Genomic DNA, 19,259 nt, shown 5'->3' with positions numbered 1-19,259 from the left:
CAAAATAAAAAGAAGTTGACCCTAACTGTGTAGAATCAACTCCCTAAATTTGGATTAGTAAGCTACTTTGATATATAAAGTATCTTTGTATGTACCAGCACGTTGAGTCGCTGAAATTGCAGTTTTTGGAGCAACAGATACTGTGAAGTTATCAACACTCATACCAGCTACAGGTGTAGAGCCGATTGGATAATTCACACCACCTTTTGTAGTCGTGATTTTTGTAGCTACTTTATCAGTAGTCGTTTCATGTTTTACAAAAGTATCTGCACTTGTGCCTGCATTCATTGTAGATAAATTCAGTGTATATGGAGTGTTTGTTGTAACTTGAAAGCTACTAGCACCTGTATAACTGTCTTCAACGAGTTTGATGTCTTTACCTACCAAAAGCTCACATGCTTTCAGAATCTGTAACTCGATGTCGATTTCGCCTTCACACGGCGCACCGCCACATTGTTTAGATTCTTTTTTACCACCAGCGATTGCAGATGTTGCTGGAAGTGCTACGAACAATGTTGCAGATAGTATTGCGGTTAAAATTTTAGATGTAGTCATTTCACTTCTCCATTCTCATATGAGATTTATTAGTATGTGCATCAAAGGATATTTATTAAGAAAAACTAATTAATCTTACTTTCCCTAGGTGCTGATTCATTCTTAATCATATTGAGAAAAAAAGAACCTAATATAGAAATTTCACACGAATAATCATGTAATATTATTTTTTACAAATATTTAAATTATGTGTTTGTAATATATTAAATATTTTTAATTTTTATATTTTTATTTAATTTTTCTCTTTATCCCAAATTTTGGGGATTTTTTTCATATCCCTATTTTTTGGTATATTATATCTAATTGTTTTTATTAAATTTAGTAACATTAAAAATAATATAGGCTGTTACATATTTCACCAAATATTTGTGAAATAGTTCAAAATAATTTTCTAACAAAACAATATTACGTGAATATTCAACTATATTAATAGTAAAGACCGATTAAATTTAAATTTTAAATAGAATCTTAAATATATAATCACTACTTTCAGGTATGTCTTTTGAAACGCAATACAAGAATTACGTCACCAAATACTGAGCCTTTGTATTAAATTACAGGTTTTGAAACACGTCTTAGTTTCCAATGTTAAGCTTTTGTAAATCATATTTTCTTTCTTGAAATTTCAGTTTTTGTTTTTCAAATTTTTAGAATCTCATTTATTACGTGAATTATCACATATATAGAAATTCCCCCCCTCTCTTTCAACACTCATTTTACTTTGCTTTTTTATTCAAAATACGGAATACCTCTTTTAAAACTGCCTGAATTCTTCTTTAGAAAATTCTATAAATAAAAAAAGCCCCAAGTTATGGGGCTTTTTAAAAATTTAACTTACTCACTGACTGGATAAAGCAATCCTTGATCGACTCGAAAGATTTGACCTGATCCAAAGTCGATCTGCTGCAGCTCTCCTTTTAATTTTGGGAAGCCAGCAATTTTCTCCAATTGCGGTGAGCGTTGAAAATTCTTCGTTTTAGGATTGTACATCCAATAAATAAATCGCTTATCTTCTATTTTTCGACCATCAGAAGTGTCTGAAAGTACAACATCATAGTATCCATCAAAGTTTACATCTAAGAATCCCATACTATTCCCAAAGGCATTAAAGCCTTGTAATGACTGTAGCACCTCGCCATTTGACTTATTAATTACATCTACGCGCTTTAGAGACTTGCCATAGGGCTGATCTGCGGATTGCACTCCATAAAACTTAAACAGCAGGATAGGTTTATCTACTGCTTTAAATGCAGGTTCAAACTGTAGATAACTTGTAGATGGTGATGCCGTTTTTTCCATCAGTTCAGCTTTAAACGAGCCTGTATTTGCATTCAAGGTTCCGGCCAATCGATAAGCAGTTGCCGCACTTTGTTCAGTCCCAACATTGACTGAATTCAGATCTATAAAATCAGCTTTTTGAGTCCCTTTAAAGTTAATTTGTTTGGGCTCTTGCAGATCAGTCAAAGTCCCGTGCGGATTCCATATACCAGCATACAAATCTAAGAAATAGCGTCCTTCAGTCGAGCGAAGCATCCGCTGCATGGATATCCGAACATCAGGTAAAGGCTTTAACTCAGGCAGTGTTATATCTTCCTCTTGTGCAAAACTCACCACTGGTAGACAAAGAGCGAGTAAAAGAGAGATTTTTGATATTTTCATTGAAATTACACACTCCATACAGCATGAATAATGCCTACTCTATCACAACCTAAATTCAACACAGATGACACAAATATAGGAGTTTTGAAACCACCTACAACTCAAATCATCAGATTAAATTGGAGTCGCTTTTAAAGCCTATATTTCCAATCTTTGACACCCCATTAAAAACATCTTTTTTCATTTAGAAATAAAATTTTGTTCTTTTATTGATCTACGACCTTTTTACTTGAATCCAAGGTTGAACAAATACAAGAAAAAAAGTACTGCTCTGGATGAAGCCCAAAAAGCAAATCACGGTTGTGGACGCAAAGAGGCCACGTACTGCCTTTTATCCTTTCTAGGTACTTAGCAAATTTACATACCACTCAAATGAGTGAGCTTTCACATTCAAACCAATTGATTCGAGAAATTAGTTTTTCTGTTTATCAACGATTTTGCTTGCCTATATGCTGTTTTCAGTAAGGCATAAAAAAGCCCCTGTTAAATTCTGGGGCTTTTTGACTTAGATATCAGAACTTAGTTCTTTTCTTTGTCTACGATTTTGTTCACTTGGATCCAAGGTACGCAAAAATAGAAAAGTATGCTTTTCTATTTTTAAGGCACGTAACTTTAGATATTAAAAAACCCACTCAAAATGAGTGGGTCTTCGTATTCAAATCAATTGATTCAAGAAATTAGTTTTTCTCTTTATCAACGATTTTGTTCGCTTGGATCCAAGGCATCATCGCACGTAACTTGTTACCAGTTACTTCGATACCATGCGCCGCGTTTTGACGACGACGAGCAGTCATAGAAGGATAGTTCAACGCACCTTCTTGGATGAACATCTTCGCGTATTCGCCAGATTGAATACGTTTAAGTGCATTACGCATTGCTTCACGAGACTGTTCGTTGATTACTTCAACACCAGTTACGTATTCGCCATATTCAGCATTGTTTGATACCGAGTAGTTCATGTCCGCGATACCGCCTTCGAACATTAAGTCAACGATCAATTTAAGTTCGTGTAGACATTCGAAGTAAGCCATTTCTGGTGCATAACCAGCTTCAACAAGAGTTTCGAAGCCCATTTTAACCAATTCAACAGCACCACCACAAAGAACTGCTTGCTCACCGAAAAGGTCCGTTTCAGTTTCTTCACGGAATGAAGTTTCGATGATACCAGTACGGCCACCACCAACACCTGAAGCGTAAGAAAGCGCAACGTTACGTGCATTACCAGAAGCATCTTGGTGAACAGCGATAAGATCAGGTACACCTGAACCACGTTGGAATTCTGAACGTACAGTATGACCAGGCGCTTTTGGAGCAACCATGATTACGTCAAGGTCAGCACGTGGAACAACTTGGTTATAAAGAACAGAGAAACCATGAGCAAATGCTAGCGTTGCACCTTGCTTGATGTTTGGCTCAATTACGTCACGGTATAGTTGTGATTGGAACTCATCTGGAGTCAAAATCATAACTAAGTCAGCTTGAGCTACAGCAGCAGGAACTTCTGAAACTTTAAGACCAGCATTTTCAGCTTTTTTCCAAGAAGTAGAACCAGCACGTAGACCTACAGTTACATCAACGCCTGAATCTTTAAGGTTAAGCGCATGAGCATGGCCTTGTGAACCATAACCAATGATTGCTACTTTTTTGCCTTGGATGATAGATAAGTCTGTGTCTTTATCGTAAAAAATTTGCATTGCTGTCTCCGCTAAAATGCTTTTGTTTCCTTTAACTTGATAACGTGATTCTGTTTGATTATTCACGTTTCAAGTACCTCACCCATAGGAGTGAGGTGAAAATATAAAATTAGATAGTTAAAACTTTTTCGCCACGTGCGATACCTGAAACACCTGAACGTACAACTTCTAGAATTGTATTTTCAGCTAAGGCATCAATAAAACCATCTATCTTTTCAGTTGTACCTGCGATTTGAATGGTATATGTCGTTGGTGTTACGTCTACGATTTGTCCACGGAAAATATCCGCAGTACGTTTAATTTCTGCGCGCGCTGAACCAAGTGCTTTGACTTTAATTAACATCAATTCACGTTCAATATGAGCACCTTCAGACAAATCAACAACTTTAACAACTTCGACAAGCTTGTTGAGTTGTTTGGTGATTTGTTCAATTTTATGCTCATCGCCATACGTGGTTAAAGTCAAACGCGAAAGTGTCGGATCTTCTGTTGGCGCTACGTTTAATGTCTCAATGTTATAACCACGCTGAGAGAATAAACCTACCAAACGTGAAAGCGCACCTGCTTCGTTTTCTACAAGTACAGAGATAATATGTCTCATTGTGTGCGCTCTCCTTTGCCTAACCACATGTCTTTCATTGACTGGCCAGCAACCAACATTGGATATACATGCTCTGAACGGTCAACCATCACGTTAATAAACACGCACTTGTCATTGATCGCCATCGCTTCAGCAAGCTTCGACTCGAGTTCATCTGCATGGTCAATTTGAATACCTACATGACCATACGCCTCCATTAATTTAGGGAAGTCTGGAAGTGACTCAACATACGAGCTTGAGTGACGACCTTCGTAGTTCATGTCTTGCCATTGCTTAACCATACCTAATGCACGGTTATTCAAGCATAGAATTTTTACATTCAAGCCATATTGCTTACATGTAGATAGTTCTTGGATACACATCTGAATCGATGCTTCGCCAGTAATACACACTACTTGTTGATCTGGGAAGGCAAGTTTAGCTGCCATAGCATATGGCAAACCTACACCCATGGTTCCTAGACCACCTGAGTTGATCCATTGACGTGGACGTGTGTATTTGTAGTAAAGCGCACCAAACATTTGGTGTTGACCAACGTCTGAAGTAATGATGGCTTGACTATTGGTAATTTTATCCAACGCTTCAACAACTTGCTGTGGCTTCATCGAACCATCAGTTGGTTTGTCATAGTTCAAACCATGAACTTGGCGCCATTCATTGATTTGTTTCCACCAAGCCCCGATATCTTCAGGATTTGGTTTAGACACATTCAATTGTTTTAATTGCGCCAACATTTCAGTCAATACAGGCTCTACTGCACCCACAATTGGGATGTGCGCCATAATTGTTTTTGAAATCGTTGCTGGGTCAATATCAATATGAATGACTTTCGCATTTGGACAGAATTTCGCTGGGTTATTGGTTACACGGTCATCGAAGCGCGCACCTACACACAAAATCACATCTGCATTGTGCATCGTCATATTGGCTTCATAAGTACCATGCATACCCAACATACCGATGAACTGTTCATCATTGCCTGGATACGCACCAAGACCCATTAAGGTACTAGTTACTGGATAACCCAATAAATGTGCAAGTTCTGTCAACTGTGCAGAAGCGTTGCCTTGAACCACACCACCGCCTGAATAAATAATTGGGCGTTTAGCATGAATCAATTCATCAATTGCTTTACGAATTTGACCAGAGTGACCACGATGCGGCGGTTGATACGAACGCATTTTCACTTTTTCAGGATATTCGTAAGCAAATTTCTCTGCAGGATTCGTCGCATCCTTTGGAATATCAACAACAACAGGACCGGGACGGCCACTTGAAGCGATATAAAATGCCTTCTTAATAATCGAAGGGATTTCGCTTGCATGACGTACTTGGAAGCTGTGTTTTACGATTGGGCGCGAAATACCGACCATATCCGTTTCTTGGAACGCATCCTCACCGATCAGATGGCTTGCAACCTGACCTGACAAAATCACCATTGGGATTGAGTCCATATAGGCAGTTGCAATTGGAGTTACGGTATTTGTTGCACCAGGACCAGATGTCACCAATACGACACCTGTTTTACCTGTGACACGTGAGTAAGCATCAGCCATATGACCAGCAGCTTGCTCGTGGCGCACTAGGTAATGATTGATTTTTTCTTGTTGAAATAGCGCATCATAAATATGCAGTACTGCGCCGCCTGGGTATCCAAAAACATGTTCAACGCCTTCGTCCGCTAAAGCGCGAACAAGCATTTCACCACCAGATAAAAGTTCCAACGTGATTCACCCTAATCTTTTTTCACGCACAAATGGAGGGCATTTGTCGTGGTTAATTCATTAACTGTGTGCTCTGTTATAGCACACAAATTTCATAGTTTTCATAGCAATAAGAAAAAAATCTGACCTGCTTGCTGTTTGAGCAATATGGGGTCTAAAACATGTTGGGATAAACATATTTTGTTGGCTTTGTTCAACCTCTCGGCTAGAGAAGAAGTCCATTGCTAAAATGCACTCATTCGAAGGGTGATCGATCTAAGGCATATAAAACTAAAGACAGCATTTTTGTAGTTTCAACCATTAAAGTCAAGTTTAAAAATGGGCTTTTTTCTGATTACTTACAGACCGTTTGTTTTTTAAGCACACTCCCGTTCTTTGCATTCTTTGTAGTTTGTTTATTTATAACCAGTTAGCATGTATTTAATAAAATACTTTTATAAATCTAATAAATAAATTAAATGAATTGCTGTGGGTTTTTAATTCAATTGCCTCACTTTCAACTTAAGGCATGGATTAAATGATAAAAACACAATATTTTGATTGCTTATTAATTCCATAATTCATCATTCACAAAGTTATTCATCCCACACGATGCCCCTTTTATCCTTTGTGCTAAAAAATGCATAGATTCTGCTGTCAAAAAAGCGCAAAATTTTCAGCATAATTTTGCATGATCACTCTAACTTTGGGACTGAATTTATGATGAAGACGACGATTGCTCGCACTGCCTGTATTTTATCTACCATGGCATTTTGCCTAACCAGTTTGGACCTTTCAGCGAAAGAATATTACAAGTGGGTGGACGCTAAAGGTTCAACGCATTACACCACCACGCCACCGCCAAAAAATGCGCAGCGTAAAGGTAAAGTGAATACCTATGGTGCAACAACAACTACGCAATCTGTTCTAGCCAAAAATCAACAAGAGGTTTCACGTGAAGCCGAACAGTCGAATGAACAAAATGAGCAACTGGCGGAACAACAACGCGAAGCCAATGCAGCGCTCCGCCAAGGTCAAGCCGTAGCCTCCGCACCACAATAATTTACGCCAAAGCCTTCAATTTTGACTTAAATTATTTACATCTACACAGCATCGCAAAATTCACTCTAGGCGTATTTTGCGCTATGCTGTAGCACAAACTTTTTAACCGTTATTTCTATTTACGTTTATGACTACTCACATTGACCCTGAATATCAAGCCAGTGCGATTGAACCTACAGTCCAACAAGACTGGGAAAATCGCAAAGCCTTTAAAGTTGCCGACCAAGTAGAAGGACCACGTCGTTATATCCTCTCTATGTTCCCTTATCCAAGTGGCAAACTGCATATGGGTCATGTGCGTAACTATACGATTGGTGACGTGATCAGCCGTTTCCACCGCTTACAAGGTGAAACTGTGCTACAACCCATGGGTTGGGATGCTTTCGGTTTGCCTGCTGAAAACGCGGCAATTGCACATCAAGTCGCTCCTGCAAAATGGACTTTTGAAAATATTGATTACATGCGTAATCAGCTTAAAAAGTTAGGTCTTTCTGTAGATTGGGATCGTGAATTTGCAACTTGCACACCTGAATACTACCGCTGGGAACAATGGTTATTCGTACAGCTTTATAAAAAAGGCTTAATTTACCGTAAGCTTTCTACAGTGAATTGGGATCCAGTCGACCAAACTGTTTTAGCAAACGAACAAGTTGAAAATGGTCGTGGCTGGCGTTCTGGTGCATTGGTTGAGAAACGTGATATTCCAATGTACTACTTCCGCATCACTGACTATGCGCAAGAATTACTTGACGATTTAGAAACATTAAAAGACGGCTGGCCACAGCAAGTTTTAACCATGCAACGTAACTGGATTGGTCGCTCACAGGGTATGGAAATCACCTTCCCTTCAGCGAATCCAGACGTTTATGCAGATGGCTTAACTGTATTTACCACTCGTGCTGACACACTCATGGGTGTGACTTATGTTGCGGTTGCAGCAGAACATCCGATGGCACTTAAAGCTGCGGAAAGCAATCCTGAGCTTGCTGCATTTATTGAAGAATGCCGTATGGGTTCTGTTGCAGAAGCTGATCTTGCGACTGCTGAAAAGAAAGGCATGGCAACTGGTCTTTCTGTGAAGCACCCTGTTACTGGCGAACAAATTCCTGTTTGGATCGCAAACTACGTCTTGATGTCTTACGGTTCAGGTGCGGTGATGGCAGTGCCTTCACACGATGAACGTGACTTCGAATTTGCCAACAAATATGGCTTAACCATCAAGCAAGTGATTGATGCCAAAGGTGCAGACGATGCAGACTTTGACGCAACCACTTGGCAAGAATGGTACGGTTCTAAAGAAGGCAAACTGGTGAATTCAGGCGAATTTGACGGTTTAGATTTCCAAGGCGCATTCGATGCATTCCTTGCAAAACTTGAGCCTCAAAAGCTTGCAAATGTAAAAGTTCAATTCCGTTTACGTGACTGGGGTGTTTCTCGTCAGCGTTATTGGGGTTGTCCAATTCCTATGATCAACTGTGAAAAATGTGGTCAGGTTCCAGTACCTGAAGAACAGCTTCCAGTTGTATTGCCAACGGATGTGGTGCCGGATGGTTCAGGCAACCCACTAAACAAAATGCCTGAATTCTACGAAACAACTTGTCCATGCTGTGGTGGCGACGCTCGTCGTGAAACAGATACGCTAGATACCTTTGTAGAATCGTCTTGGTACTATGCGCGTTACGCATCTCCAGACTTTACGGATGGCATGGTGAAACCTGAAGCGGGTCAAACTTGGCTTCCTGTAAACCAATACATCGGTGGTGTTGAACATGCGATTCTGCATTTACTCTATGCACGCTTCTTCCACAAATTGATGCGTGATGAAGGTGTGGTACAAGGCAACGAACCATTCACTAACTTGCTTACTCAAGGTATGGTGCTTGCGGATACTTACTACCGTGAATCTGAGTCAGGTAAGAAAACCTGGTTTAACCCTGCTGACATCGATTTAGAACGTGATGAAAAAGGTCGTATCATTTCTGCGAAATATCAAGGTGATGGTCAAGATGTCGTGGTGGGTGGTCAAGAAAAAATGTCGAAATCGAAAAATAACGGTATAGACCCGCAAGCGATTATTGACCAATACGGTGCAGATACTGCACGTGTATTCATGATGTTCGCAGCTCCACCAGATCAATCACTTGAATGGTCTGACGCAGGTGTTGAAGGTGCAAACCGTTTCTTAAAACGTGTATGGCGCCTAGCATCTGGTTTCCTTGAACAAGGTAACTCTGCTGCAAACATCGACAAAGCGACACTTTCTACCGCTGCACAAGACTTACGTCGTAAAACACACGAAACCATTCAAAAAGTGGGTGATGACATTGCACGTCGTCACGCCTTCAACACCGCGATTGCTGCGATGATGGAACTTTTGAATGCAAACAATAAGTTTGAAGCCAAAGATGACAATGACGTTGCCGTTGCACGTGAATCAATCATTACCCTTCTAACTTTACTTGCTCCTTTTGCACCACATTTAAGCCAAACCTTATTGGCTGAGTTTGGTATCGAATTAACATCAGCACGCTTCCCTGCGGTAGATGAATCTGCGCTGACTCGCAATACACAAACGATTGTAGTGCAAGTGAACGGTAAACTTCGTGGCAAATTAGAAGTGTCTGTCGATGCCTCTAAAGATGACATTTTGGCACAAGCAAAAGCATTACCTGAAGTTCAACAATTCTTGACTGGTCCAACCAAGAAAGAAATTGTGGTGCCGAATAAATTAGTGAATTTGGTGGTTTAAATTCCTTATATTTCCTTCTCCCTTTGGGAGAAGGTTGGGATGAGGGTAATTAACCTCTCCCTAACCCTCTCCTATGAGGAGAGGGAACAAAAGGATTTCACAATTCCCAAACAAAGCCCGTTGCGAGTCAACGGGCTTTGACTTTACAATCCACACAGGATTTCAACATTATCCCTTCGGGAAACAGAGGACACTTTATGCACTTGGTTCAACGTGTTGCTGCAATTGTATTAACTATGGGCCTGAGCGCAGGCATGGTCGGTTGTGGTTTTCATTTAAAAGGCACCAACCCTGCTGCTGTACCTGTAGCCTATTCCAATATGCGATTGGCACTTCCTGAAGATACGGATGATTTACATGAAAAGTTAGCGATTTATTTAGGTTCTGCAGGCGTGCAATTGAGCAATAATCAAAATGCCTATGTCTTACATGTGTTGGATTACACTCCACGACGTTTAGAACTCAATGGTAAATTGGTTGAAACTTTACTGCGCTTGAATGTGACATTCCAAATTGAAGATGCTCAAGGTAACCCTGTGACAGAACCACGTACATTGATGGCAACACGTAGCTACCAATACGACGTAGCAACCGTGAACACTGATGACCAAGAAGAAAAATATTTAAAACAAGTGATTATTGATGACATTGCACAACAGATCGTGCGCCAAATTTCATCAAACCGCTTACCAAAAGCGAATCCACTAACTGCACCGACCAAAGCTGAGTAAGAACCATCCATGAAACTTGACTATCTTCAGGCATTAAAACGTGTAGACGAAGCGCAAGGTGCCTGGGTGCTACATGGTCAAGAGCCATTACTTGAACAAAATCTCCTCGATGCATTTCGTAAGAGTTGGAACGCTAGAGAAATCGAGCGTCAACGGTATGACATTAGCTCTGCTGCTGATTGGAAAAATGTCTTTAATGCTTTAAATAGCTTGTCATTATTTTCCAGTCAACTGGCAATTGAGGCACATGGCAGCATTAAACCCGATGCCAATGGACTAAAACTGTTAAAAAGCTATTTGCAGCAAAATGAAAGTAACTTGCTGCTCGTGGTCATGCCGAAGCAAGACAGTGCGAGTTTAAAGACCAGTTTTTTCCAAACCATTGATGCCAATGGAGTCAATGTTGCACTGACTGCAAACTACCCTAAAGATCGTCAGCAAATTTTGGCCGTTGAAGCACAAAAGCTCGGCATTAAACTCGCCAATGATGCTTGGCAATGGCTAGAACAGCATCATGAGCACAACTTACTGGCTGCAAAAAATAGTTTAATGCGTGTTGCAGATACTTTTCCTGAAGCAGAGATGATCCAAATAGATCATCTGTACTCTTGCTTACAAGATCAGTCACGCTACACCACCTATGATTTAAATGATGCCATGCTGCAAGGCAATTTGGCGCAATCAATTAAAATTTTTCAATACTTAATCGCTTCAGGCGAGCCGATGTCGCTGATTTTATGGAGTATCAGTAAGGAAATGCGTTTGCTGATGCAACTGTTTGAGCAGCCACAAAATGCCTTGCAAATTGGTATTTGGAAAACCAAAGTCGGGCTGTATCAACAAGCGTTACGCCGTTTAAATGCGAACGATTTTTTGACTTGGCCTGCCCTATTACTTCGTTTAGACGCGTCAATAAAAGGTTTAGGTCATGAAAATCCTGAGCACTTGGTACAACAAGCTATTGCCAGCTTGTGTGGGCGCAGACTCTTCTAGTCTAATAAAAGGCTGTAATAACTTGCATTGCAGTATAAAAGAATAATTATCATTACTATTTGTTCAAAAAGTTCACAATTTATCCGTATTTAAATCTTATAATTCAATCATCTTTATAAACTTTTAACTGCCAATCATGACAAAAATAAAACCAGCAAAATTGATCGTAGCCATCATCGTTGCTTTGGCAATCGCTGTCACTGCATGGCATTTCCTAAAACCTAAAGAAACTCAGCCGCAATATATTACTGCTGAAGTGAGTCGTGGTGACATTGAAAACTCTGTGCTTGCAACAGGTGTACTTGAAGCAACCAAAATGGTGAGTGTTGGTGCACAGGTTTCTGGTCAGGTGAAAAAGATGTATGTGCAGCTCGGCGATGAAGTTAAACAAGGTCAGCTGATTGCCCGTATTGACTCGGTACGTCAGGAAAATGATTTAAAAACTGCAGAAGCTAGCATCAAAAACCAACAAGCGCAATTGGCAGTTAAACAAGCAAATCTTGCAAAAGTCCAAGCTGAATATAACCGTCAACAAGCAATGTACGCTCAAGACGCGACTAGTCGTGCAGAACTTGAATCTGCGCTAGCAAGTTATAAAACTGCGCAAGCTGATATTGCAGCCATTAATGCACAAATCGAACAATCACGTTTAACTTTAGCGACTGCAAAAGAAGACTTAGGTTATACGCAAATTGTTGCACCTATGGATGGAACCATCGTGGCGATTGTGACTGAAGAAGGTCAAACCGTAAATGCCAACCAAAGTGCGCCAACCATTGTGAAATTGGCAAAACTCGACACCATGACCATTAAAGCTGAAATTTCTGAAGCCGATGTGATGAAAGTCCAAGAAGGTCAAAACGTTTATTTTACAACCTTGGGCGACAGTGAAACAAAACACTATGCTACCCTGCGCCAAGTTGAACCTGCGCCAAACTCAATTAACACCGAAAGTAACAACAACACCTCTTCGTCTTCAAGTACTGCGGTTTACTACAATGCGTTATTTGATGTCCCAAATGAAGACGGTAAATTGCGTATCGATATGACTGCTCAGGTGTATATCATTTTAGATGAAGCCAAGAATGTCTTGACTGTACCTGCCGCAGCCGTTCAAACCTCGAACCGTCCACAACGTAGCCGTAATAATGCATCTGCAAATGGTGAATCTGCTGATAAAAAAGCCAGCGCAGAAGCTAGATCGAACAAAGACAATCCAAACCGTCCTAAACGTTTAGAACTAACCGAAGCTGAAAAAACATTGGTCAAACAAGGTAAAGCGAGCGTTGCTATGGTACGTGTATTGCAAGCGGATGGTTCAGCTCAACCACAACAGGTATTACTCGGTTTAAATAACCGTGTGACCGCACAAGTGATCCGTGGCTTAAAACAAGGTGACAAAGTCGTGATTGCCGACGGTTCTGATACTTCAAATGATTCAGCGAAACGCAGCAACCGCGGTGGTGCTGGCGGCCCAATGAGAATGTAATCATGAGTCAACATCAAACACCTCTACTCGAGGTCAATAATCTGACGCGTGAATTCCCTGCCGGTGAAAGCACAGTCCAAATTCTAAAAGGGGTTAATCTTGAGATTTACCCAGGTGAGCTGGTGGCGATTGTAGGTCAGTCCGGTTCTGGTAAATCTACCCTCATGAACATTTTAGGTTGCCTAGATAAACCCACAAATGGCAGTTACAAAGTCAAGGGGCGTGAAACTCGTGAACTTGAACCAGATGAACTGGCACAGTTACGCCGTGAATATTTTGGCTTTATTTTCCAGCGTTATCACTTACTCGGTGATTTGAATGCTGCTGGTAACGTCGAAGTTCCTGCAATCTATGCCGGTGCAGATGCAACCGAACGCAATGCACGTGCCAAGCAACTACTAACCGATCTTGGACTGGGTGAAAAAACCCAAAACCGTCCGAGCCAACTCTCGGGTGGTCAGCAACAACGTGTATCGATTGCGCGTGCCCTCATGAATGGTGGCGATGTTATTCTTGCCGATGAACCCACCGGTGCACTAGATAAGAATAGTGGTATTGAAGTGATGCGGATTTTGCGCGAACTCAATGCCAAAGGTCATACCATTATTTTGGTCACGCACGACCATAATGTTGCAAAAAATGCGACTAGAATTATTGAAATTTCAGATGGTAACATCATTTCAGATCAGCCCAATGTACCTGAAACAGATGATGAACCTTTAGAAAAACAACAACTCGTTCCAAACACACAGAAAAAAACCTCAAGCTGGCGCTCTGCCGTTGACCGTTTAGGTGAAGCCTTCCGTATGGCGATTTTAGCCATGAATGCTCACCGTATGCGAACATTTTTAACCATGCTCGGGATCATTATTGGTATCGCTTCTGTGGTTTCTGTTGTGGCTCTTGGGAATGGTTCGCAAAAGCAGATTTTAGAAAATATCAGTAGTTTAGGTACCAATACCATCACGGTGTATCAAGGTCGTGGATTTGGTGATAACTCAAGATCATCGCAAGTAAAAACATTGGTTCCAGCCGATGCGACGGCCCTTGCGGAACAACCTTATGTTGACGGTGTCAGTCCATCAGTCAACTCATCTGTCACAGCACGTTTTAAAGACACAGAAGCGTCAACCACAGTAAATGGCGTGAGTGAAGATTTCTTCTATGTCAAAGGAATGAACTTCGCTTCGGGTCAGCCTTTTGATAAAGAAAGCGTGACTGAGCAAGCGCAAGATGTGGTGATTGATAGTAATACTAAAAATACCTTCTTTGCAGATGGCACCAACCCTGTGGGTCAAGTGATTTTATTAGGCAGTGTGCCGAGCCGTATCATTGGCGTGATCGAAGAACAAAAAAGCATGATGGGCAACTCAGATAGCCTGAATGTGTATTTGCCGTATTCAACGGTTATGAGTCGTATGCTGGGGCAGTCGAACGTACGTAGCATCATTGTCCGCGTAAAAGATGAATACCCAAGTGCTGCGGCTGAGAACGCCATATTGAACTTATTGGTGCAACGTCATGGCGCGCAAGATGTCTTTACACAAAACTCCGATAGTATCCGTGAAACCATTCAACAAACCACTGCAACAATGACCTTATTGGTGTCTGCGATTGCGGTGATTTCATTGATCGTCGGTGGTATTGGGGTCATGAACATTATGTTGGTTTCTGTGACTGAGCGTACTCAAGAAATTGGTGTACGTATGGCCGTGGGTGCCCGTCAAAGTGATATTTTACAGCAGTTCCTGATTGAGGCGGTGTTGGTGTGTATCTTAGGCGGTGTGCTTGGGGTTTTATTATCTTTAGGTATTGGACAATTGATTAGTCATTTTGCCGGTGGAACATTCCAAATGGCCTATTCAACGACGTCTATCGTTGCTGCTTTTGTCTGCTCTAGTATGATTGGTATTGTGTTTGGCTTTATTCCTGCACGTAATGCCGCACAGCTGAACCCTGTCGATGCGCTTTCTCGCGAATAAGGAAATAATGATGCAAATGACCTTAACTAAACTTGCAAGTGCCTTCATTCTCGGAAGTAGCTTAGTCGGCTGTGCCGCTGTGGTTAAGACGCCGTATGAAGCCCCTGCAACACAAATCCCGACGCAATTTCAAAATGCGAAAGCCATGAGTCAGCAAGTTCATGCAGATACTTATGCTGACCAATGGTGGACATTGTTTAATGATGCTGAATTGAACCAGTTGGTGAATCAAGTTTTAGCTGCGAATACAGACCTTGCTGTAGCAGGTATTAATTTACAGCAAGCTCGACTACAAGCAGGTTTAGCTGTAAATAAACAAGGGCCACGCGTGAGTTCAAGTGTTTCAACTGGACATAACTTTGACCTTAACTCAGGTGATGACTCATCAAAAGGTGTATCACTCAGTGGTGGCGTTAGTTATGAAGTAGATTTATTTGGTCGTTTGGCTAGCCAGACTGAGGCCGCAAAATGGGAAGCTTTAGCGACTGAACAGGACCTACAAGCCACTGCCCAAAGCTTGATTGCAACAACAGCAAACCTATATTGGCAACTTGGCTATTTAAATGAGCGCTACAGTATTGCGCAGCAAAACTTAGCCAGTACGCAAAAAACCTATGACTTGGTCAAGGTGCAATATAAAGCCGGCGCTGTGTCAGGTTTAGATCTAACGCAAGCGGAACAGTCGGTCCAAAGTCAAAAAGCAACCTTAAGCCAAATTGCCCAACAAAAAGTGGAAACACGTACTGCATTAGCTGTGTTATTGCATCAACCTGTGCAACAACTGAATATTTCAGAGCCGCAGCGCCTACCTCGAATTGCATTACCGACGATTGCAGCGGGTTTACCAGCCGAGTTGTTGTCTCGCCGTCCAGATTTACAAGCGAGCGAATTAAGATTACGTAAAGCTTTGGCAAATAAAGATGCAACGAAAGCCAGTTACTACCCTTCGATCAGTTTGACTGGCAGTTTAGGCTCGAGCAGTACGTCTTTGAGTAACTTATTGCAAAACCCCGCTTTGGCTTTGGGTGCGAGTTTGAGTTTACCTTTCTTACAATATAACGATATGAAGAAAGACCTTGCGATTAGTGATTTGGATTATGAAAAATCTATTATTCAATATCGTCAGACCTTGTATCAGGCTTTTGCCGATGTGGAAAATGCGCTATCCAACCGCACTGAGTTAAGTCAACAAGTTGCTTTGCAAGAGCGTAATGTACAGCTTGCAGAAAAGACTGAGCGTTTGACTGAAGTACGTTATCGAAATGGTGCAATTGCGTTGAAAAACTTACTCGATGCACAAGAAACCACACGTAATGCCCGACTGTCTTTGGTTCAGACGAAGCAAAGTCAATACAATGCTTATGTGACTTTGATGCAGGCGTTGGGTGGCAGTCCGATTAAGCAATTGCCTTAAGTCCTATATGTAAAAAAGCCCGGGTGGGCTTTTTTTTACATCTAGCCATTTTCATTAAAAGTATAGTTTAGACCACTAAAAAAATAAATTCTTTTTAATGTATATTCCCAAACTAGTAAAATCAATAAAATAACTGCATAAACATATAGATTCGACTTAATACCACTCATCATCTCACCAGCATAAAACTCATAGTATGGATTAATAATTATAAAATAAGGGCCTATAATAAACAAAAAAGACATAAAAATAATTTTATAAAACCCACCATCCCCCCAAACTTTCCCATTCTCTATTTCAAAATCATAGGAATACCGATCCAAATTACCATCCATAACAATATTGTCTTTATATTTCTCTTGCATTCTATTTATTTTGCCAATTGAGAAATACAAATCAACAATCATAAACATAAAAATCAATATAAAAATAGTTCCCCAACCATTTTTTACCGTTAAGTAAATTGCCCCAAAAGAATAAATTAAAATTATTGAAAAAATCAAAAAAACAAACTTAAAATAATACTTACTATAAGTAATACGTCCTAAAAACCAAAAAATACAACCCAACAAAATACTTATACATAAATAAACAAAATAACCATAATGTAAATATGACCAAAAAACTAAAAGTGCAAACAAGCAAATTATAAATATAGACTTATCAATTAATTCAAATTTTTTCATAATTCACTCAGTTTATCAACCAGTTTGGAATAGTATAATTAACCCCTACAAGTTTACTTATACTTTCAATTAACCTTTTAATACTTGGAGTAACACTATCCTGCACCCTATTTAAAAGATATTTTATTCCTCCACTAAAATTTAAATAATAACTATCTAAAGAGTCTAAAAGAAACCCTATTGCAAAACCAACGAGAAGACCTACAGTTAATACTGCAATAAAAGGAGCTGCAGCACCAAAAAAAGGGGCTAATATAAATGCGGTAACTAAAGTAGTCAATATTGTACCAATAATCGCTTTCACTCCTACACCAATTAATGTACCTATTAAATTTGTCCAATCCTTATTCGCTTTATCTGAAGTTAAGTGTTCTATCACCTCAGATGTAGCTACTATAAAAAAACCTATTACAGCACCTGTTTTAATAGATTTCCAAGTAATAGGCTCCTTAACTGGTATATTATTCATAAACATAGTCTTTTTTAAGTGACGAATTGCATTCATATTCATTTTAAAACGCAAATGTGAAAGCCCTAAAAACAATATCATTAATGTTTTATTTTGCATTTTTGTTGCTATTAAAATATCTTTAGCAGCAACACCTATATTTTTAAAGAAAGGAATTAAATACTTATTAATATAATCATCTCTAAATGCATTCTTTGCAGCGTCTCGTGCTCCAGTAGTTGCTGCTGAAAATACTGGAACAATTCCATTATCCCATACAAAATTCGTAAAAATTGCATTTACAATAATTGCAAACTCTTTATCACTACAGGTTTTTAAATCTTCCAATGCATACTTTTCTCTAAATCTTTGATCATTACAATTTGTAGAAATAGTATATGTTAGAAATTCTGCCTTCTGTTGTGGTGCATCTGTTATACCTTTTTGTGCATCTTCCATCAACTTCTTTGCCCCGCTAGAAGGTGGTTTAGGTAATTCAAATTTACTCTGTCCAAATGATATTGTGTCATTTTCATTTGGAAACTTTGCTACATTAATTATTGCTATTGTCTTTTTAGATTTAAAGTTTTTTATAATTAAGACACCCTTAAATTTCTTTGGTATACGAATTGTTATTTCTTTACCATCTTGCCATGTTATTGCATTTTGAGGATTTAAACTCGGAGCAATCAGCTCTCCTAAATCTTTGCGTTCAATTTGATATGTTGTTCCCGCAGATCTACTGATGCTAACAATTACTTTCCTATATTCAGTCAATCTTTGTGCTATTGTTTTACTTTCTTTAACTGCTACTTCTGACTTATCTTCCCAAAATACCTTTTCTAATGATATTTCCCTATAATGGAATTTAGAACCAATAGGAATAACTCTAGGTGCAAAAGTAGTAGAAATCTCATTTGACTCTTTACTATCTTTTTTGACAACTTTCAGATGAACTCTCGCTAATGGACTAACATCAGTAAATAGCTTTGTAAATTTTGCTTTAACTTGCTTAGGATAGCCACCATCTAATAAATCAGACGGTTCTGTAGTATAAGTGTTAGTCAAACCACTTTTTAACCGATTTGAAAGAGTTACTATCCCTTTTTCACCCGTAGGCTTAAATTCAAAATGATATTTAAGATTCTTATCTAAGTTAATAGCTTTTGGTGCTGTAAACTTGACTTGGATATATCCTTTCTCAACATTTACGAATTTTGTACTCGTTTTTTCACGTGTATTCTCAGTACAATTTTTAACCGCAAAGGTCGGAATATCATACGTATTAGTTTTTAGATTAAATAACTCCACACGCACATCTTCTGATTTTTCAGTTGAAATTACAATTGTTTCACCAGCACTTGAAGTTATTAGGTTTTCCTTAAGTACTTTACCACTTGCTGCAACTATTCTATATTTTGCTCCATCAAAATTTGCCCAATGACCTGCTTGATGTCGATATCTAATTATAAATTTTGCTGTAAATGACATAT

14 protein-coding genes are annotated in these 19,259 nt (G+C 39.6%); 7 read left to right on the top strand and 7 right to left on the bottom strand.

Annotation, left to right across the window (positions count from 1 at the left end):
• Positions 1-54 precede the first annotated feature (54 nt).
• The 5 genes from G0029_RS02495 to G0029_RS02475 form a co-directional block, all read right to left on the bottom strand.
• Entirely contained in the window at positions 55-555 is a 501-nt protein-coding gene (locus G0029_RS02495; RefSeq protein ID WP_180106340.1) for a hypothetical protein, read from the bottom strand.
• 834 nt (positions 556-1,389) lie between these two features.
• Positions 1,390-2,214, bottom strand: coding sequence for an XAC2610-related protein (locus tag G0029_RS02490; protein ID WP_227591856.1), 825 nt, complete (start codon positions 2,212-2,214; stop codon positions 1,390-1,392).
• Positions 2,215-2,891: 677 nt separating this feature from the next.
• Positions 2,892-3,908, bottom strand: coding sequence for a ketol-acid reductoisomerase (ilvC, locus tag G0029_RS02485; protein ID WP_078192867.1), 1,017 nt, complete (start codon positions 3,906-3,908; stop codon positions 2,892-2,894).
• A 109-nt stretch (positions 3,909-4,017) separates the two neighbouring features.
• On the bottom strand, positions 4,018-4,509 hold the full coding sequence (gene ilvN, locus G0029_RS02480) for an acetolactate synthase small subunit (protein WP_078189625.1): 492 nt from the start codon (positions 4,507-4,509) through the stop codon (positions 4,018-4,020).
• Positions 4,506-6,233: an acetolactate synthase 3 large subunit gene (locus G0029_RS02475; protein ID WP_078192673.1), complete on the bottom strand. Its 1,728-nt coding sequence runs from the start codon at positions 6,231-6,233 to the stop codon at positions 4,506-4,508. The genes ilvN and G0029_RS02475 overlap by 4 nt, the downstream gene beginning before the upstream one ends.
• A 744-nt stretch (positions 6,234-6,977) precedes the next feature.
• On the opposite strand from G0029_RS02475, the gene G0029_RS02470 reads away from it, so the two are divergent.
• From G0029_RS02470 to G0029_RS02440, 7 genes are all read left to right on the top strand, one after another.
• Positions 6,978-7,274, top strand: coding sequence for a DUF4124 domain-containing protein (locus tag G0029_RS02470; protein ID WP_373685002.1), 297 nt, complete (start codon positions 6,978-6,980; stop codon positions 7,272-7,274).
• A 127-nt stretch (positions 7,275-7,401) separates the two neighbouring features.
• Positions 7,402-10,023: a leucine--tRNA ligase gene (gene leuS / locus G0029_RS02465; protein WP_180106335.1), complete on the top strand. Its 2,622-nt coding sequence runs from the start codon at positions 7,402-7,404 to the stop codon at positions 10,021-10,023.
• A 197-nt stretch (positions 10,024-10,220) separates the two neighbouring features.
• Complete coding sequence (lptE, locus tag G0029_RS02460; RefSeq protein WP_078192675.1) at positions 10,221-10,754, top strand: LPS assembly lipoprotein LptE; 534 nt, start codon at positions 10,221-10,223, stop codon at positions 10,752-10,754.
• Between the two features lie 9 nt (positions 10,755-10,763).
• Positions 10,764-11,747, top strand: coding sequence for a DNA polymerase III subunit delta (holA, locus tag G0029_RS02455; RefSeq protein WP_180106334.1), 984 nt, complete (start codon positions 10,764-10,766; stop codon positions 11,745-11,747).
• Positions 11,748-11,883: 136 nt separating this feature from the next.
• Entirely contained in the window at positions 11,884-13,236 is a 1,353-nt protein-coding gene (locus G0029_RS02450) for a MacA family efflux pump subunit (protein WP_180106333.1), read from the top strand.
• A gap of 2 nt (positions 13,237-13,238) precedes the next feature.
• A complete protein-coding gene (locus G0029_RS02445; RefSeq protein ID WP_180106330.1) occupies positions 13,239-15,218 on the top strand; it encodes a MacB family efflux pump subunit in 1,980 nt (659 codons plus the stop codon).
• Positions 15,219-15,228: 10 nt separating this feature from the next.
• Positions 15,229-16,632, top strand: coding sequence for an efflux transporter outer membrane subunit (locus G0029_RS02440; RefSeq protein ID WP_180106328.1), 1,404 nt, complete (start codon positions 15,229-15,231; stop codon positions 16,630-16,632).
• Positions 16,633-16,673: 41 nt separating this feature from the next.
• On the opposite strand, the gene G0029_RS02435 is transcribed toward G0029_RS02440, so the two are convergent.
• Together G0029_RS02435 and G0029_RS02430 are read right to left on the bottom strand one after the other, a co-directional pair.
• Positions 16,674-17,318 (bottom strand): hypothetical protein, encoded by a 645-nt coding sequence (locus tag G0029_RS02435; protein ID WP_180106326.1) that lies wholly within the window; start codon positions 17,316-17,318, stop codon positions 16,674-16,676.
• Between the two features lie 7 nt (positions 17,319-17,325).
• On the bottom strand, positions 17,326-19,257 hold the full coding sequence (locus G0029_RS02430) for a hypothetical protein (protein ID WP_180106324.1): 1,932 nt from the start codon (positions 19,255-19,257) through the stop codon (positions 17,326-17,328).
• Positions 19,258-19,259: the final 2 nt, after the last annotated feature.

The organism is Acinetobacter sp. YH12138 (assembly GCF_015218525.1).
Taxonomy (GTDB): domain Bacteria; phylum Pseudomonadota; class Gammaproteobacteria; order Pseudomonadales; family Moraxellaceae; genus Acinetobacter; species Acinetobacter amyesii.
Note: the sequence above shows the minus strand (reverse complement) of the source record. Positions and strands in the feature narration are given on the sequence as shown.

Coding starts and splice junctions, on each gene's coding strand:
- ilvC (WP_078192867.1), bottom strand. CDS start 3,908: ATGCAAATTTTTTACGATAAAGACACAGACTTATCTATCATCCAAGGC.
- G0029_RS02450 (WP_180106333.1), top strand. CDS start 11,884: ATGACAAAAATAAAACCAGCAAAATTGATCGTAGCCATCATCGTTGCT.
- G0029_RS02440 (WP_180106328.1), top strand. CDS start 15,229: ATGCAAATGACCTTAACTAAACTTGCAAGTGCCTTCATTCTCGGAAGT.
- G0029_RS02445 (WP_180106330.1), top strand. CDS start 13,239: ATGAGTCAACATCAAACACCTCTACTCGAGGTCAATAATCTGACGCGT.
- lptE (WP_078192675.1), top strand. CDS start 10,221: ATGCACTTGGTTCAACGTGTTGCTGCAATTGTATTAACTATGGGCCTG.
- leuS (WP_180106335.1), top strand. CDS start 7,402: ATGACTACTCACATTGACCCTGAATATCAAGCCAGTGCGATTGAACCT.
- G0029_RS02470 (WP_373685002.1), top strand. CDS start 6,978: ATGGCATTTTGCCTAACCAGTTTGGACCTTTCAGCGAAAGAATATTAC.
- G0029_RS02495 (WP_180106340.1), bottom strand. CDS start 555: ATGACTACATCTAAAATTTTAACCGCAATACTATCTGCAACATTGTTC.
- holA (WP_180106334.1), top strand. CDS start 10,764: ATGAAACTTGACTATCTTCAGGCATTAAAACGTGTAGACGAAGCGCAA.
- G0029_RS02430 (WP_180106324.1), bottom strand. CDS start 19,257: ATGTCATTTACAGCAAAATTTATAATTAGATATCGACATCAAGCAGGT.
- G0029_RS02490 (WP_227591856.1), bottom strand. CDS start 2,214: ATGAAAATATCAAAAATCTCTCTTTTACTCGCTCTTTGTCTACCAGTG.
- ilvN (WP_078189625.1), bottom strand. CDS start 4,509: ATGAGACATATTATCTCTGTACTTGTAGAAAACGAAGCAGGTGCGCTT.
- G0029_RS02435 (WP_180106326.1), bottom strand. CDS start 17,318: ATGAAAAAATTTGAATTAATTGATAAGTCTATATTTATAATTTGCTTG.